Source organism: Stenotrophomonas sp. INTA L402-1, from assembly GCF_059295135.1.
The window spans coordinates 1-1704 of sequence record NZ_JCAFWP010000089.1; the positions used below are offsets into that span (position 1 = coordinate 1).

Here is a 1704-nt window from a genome sequence, read left to right on the forward strand (position 1 = left end):
AAACACACTGCGAAACACGTGCATAGGTGGGGGAATTTAAGGTAACGGTGAGATACTTTAAGGTGCTTGGGTGAGGTAATTTAAGGTAAAGGTGAGGAGATTTAAGGTAATATTCACAGGAAAATGGGGGGTGAAAATATAATTGCTCACCAATGCTAAAGGTGATAGGTTTTTATTTCACCTCATTTTTGGCCTGGTGGTTAAAATGACATCAAACCCTCTGATAGCCTATAAGTCCAATGCGCTGGTTGAGGCCAGTTACAAGCTAACTTTACAAGAACAGCGTTTCTTATTGCTCTGCATAAGCCGACTTAACTCCGGTACTGACGTAGCTTCACCTGAATTGCAAAAGACAATGACCATTACAGCTGCGGAATATTTTGATTCATTCCCTGATATGGGGCGGAAAAATGCCGAGGTTCAGCTACAGGAAGCGATCGATCGTTTGTGGGACAGGTCGATCATTCTCAAGGACGACGAGAAGCGCGAGGAGTTCCGCTGGATTCAGTATCGGGCACAGTACGCGAGGGGAGAGGGGAAAGCACAAATCACTTTTTCTGACGCGGTAATGCCTTATCTGACACAGTTGAAGGGGCAATTCACCAGAGTCGTCATTAAAAATATTTCTAATTTATCAAGAAGTTACAGCATAAGAATATACGAAATTCTCCAGCAATTCCGCAGTACTGGGGAACGTATTATCGCCCTCGATGATTTTAAATCATCACTGATGCTTGATGGTAAATATAAAGATTTCAAAACGTTAAACAGGGATCTAATAAAACCCTGTGTTGACGAACTGAACAAAAAAAGCGACCTGGCTGTAACGGTTGAGACGATCAAAAAGGGGCGCACGGTTGTAGCCCTGCATTTTCGCTTCAAGGAAGACAAACAGATCAAGATGACGATCTAAAATCGATTTTAAGGCACCTAAAACGCTCCCTGCTGCGTTTTTTTTGTGTTAGTAGTGCGAAGGTACTATTGAAGTGAAAAATTGCGTCAAAAACGCTCTGATGCAGCAAAAAAAGAACCCCCAATTTTTGGGGGCGGAAAAACAAAACTATGTTTGCGCTATGTGAGTGTGCTTCTTGCATTCATCCCTGTCGATGAACATCGACGAACATAACACGATGTTAAACAAAACAAAATATTGTTCACATTCCCTGTGACCAACCGCGATCAGGTCTCCTCTCGGTGGCGTGTGTTCGTGCATCTTCCTCGCGCCGCCATTCGTCCCAGGTACGATTGAAACCCAGCGAGCGGAACAGATGATCCGGCTGTTTTTCTGGTGTGTTGACGGCAGCAAAAAGCGGTGCCTCACGGGTTTTCAGATGAAACTCCATAAGTTCCGGCGCAGGTGATATGTGGCTGTCTGCATCGTGATTTACGGCAACACCATACCCTGCATACCGTAACCCCTTATCGGTCAGTGCACTGATGACCAGCTGGCTGTTATCGGCTGAGGGAACGGCAAACGCGGGATACAGCGTACCATTAAGCCGGACAACACCGCCCAGAGAGTCATCCACGCCCATGACCAGCAAAAGCTGAAGCTGGCGGGTTTCCCGGTCGACAGAACTCATTACCGGCATCAGCGTCGGTGGCAGACGTCCCTGCGTAAAATCCACCTTCCTTGCTGCCAGTGATGGCATGGCTGGCTGGCGGTCTTCTCCAAGACAGAAAGACTCCGGCCATGTCTTCGGC

At 46.8% G+C, this 1704-nt stretch carries 2 protein-coding genes; one reads left to right on the forward strand and one right to left on the reverse strand.

Features of this window, described 5'->3' with window-relative positions:
- Nucleotides 1–142 precede the first annotated feature (142 nt).
- Nucleotides 143–913 (forward strand): replication initiation protein, encoded by a 771-nt coding sequence (locus AC5O77_RS21590; RefSeq protein ID WP_000957088.1) that lies wholly within the window; start codon nt 143–145, stop codon nt 911–913.
- A 241-nt stretch (nt 914–1154) separates the two neighbouring features.
- Here the strand turns inward: AC5O77_RS21590 and AC5O77_RS21595 are convergent.
- On the reverse strand, nt 1155–1704 hold a 550-nt coding region (locus AC5O77_RS21595; protein WP_494507151.1), incomplete at its 5' end, for a hypothetical protein.